This window comes from Georgenia satyanarayanai (assembly GCF_023715365.1).
GTDB classification, from domain to species: domain Bacteria; phylum Actinomycetota; class Actinomycetes; order Actinomycetales; family Actinomycetaceae; genus Oceanitalea; species Oceanitalea satyanarayanai_B.
In genome coordinates this window covers 1-454 of the sequence record NZ_JAMBNZ010000102.1, presented here as the reverse complement: position 1 = coordinate 454, position 454 = coordinate 1, and the positions used below count along the sequence as shown (strand labels likewise).

The following is a 454-nucleotide window of genomic DNA, read 5'->3' as shown; positions in this document are numbered from 1 at the left end:
TGCCCCGGCCGGTCACCCTGCGCCGCTACCAGGCGGGCGCTGACTTCCCGGACGGCGCGGTCCTCGTGCTCGGCAAGGGCACGGCGGGCGACGCCGCGGCGTCGGCACTGCTCGGCTGGAACCTGGACGTGCGCCGCAACGCGGCCGACGTGGACCGCGTGGGTGCGGTGCTGATCGACTACACCGGGATCGAGAGCCCCGCGGACCTCGGCGGCCCGGCGCTGGAGCTGGCCTCCGCGCTGCGGAAGCTGCGACCGGGCGGCCGCGTGAACCCGCTGACCCGCCCGGCGCCGGGGATCGGCACCGGAGCGGCGTCGGGCACCGTGGCGGGCGCAGAGCAGCTGGCTCCGGCCCAGGCCGCGGCGCGCCAGGGCGTCGTGGGCATCCTGCGCTCGATCGGTCAGGAGATGCGCGGCGGCGTGACCGCCAACGGCATCCTGATCGCGGACGGTGT

At 77.1% G+C, this 454-nt stretch carries 1 pseudogene; it reads left to right on the top strand.

Annotated elements, in window-relative coordinates:
• A pseudogene (locus tag M3148_RS17205) lies at positions 1 to 454 on the top strand (3-oxoacyl-ACP reductase); the annotation flags it as partial.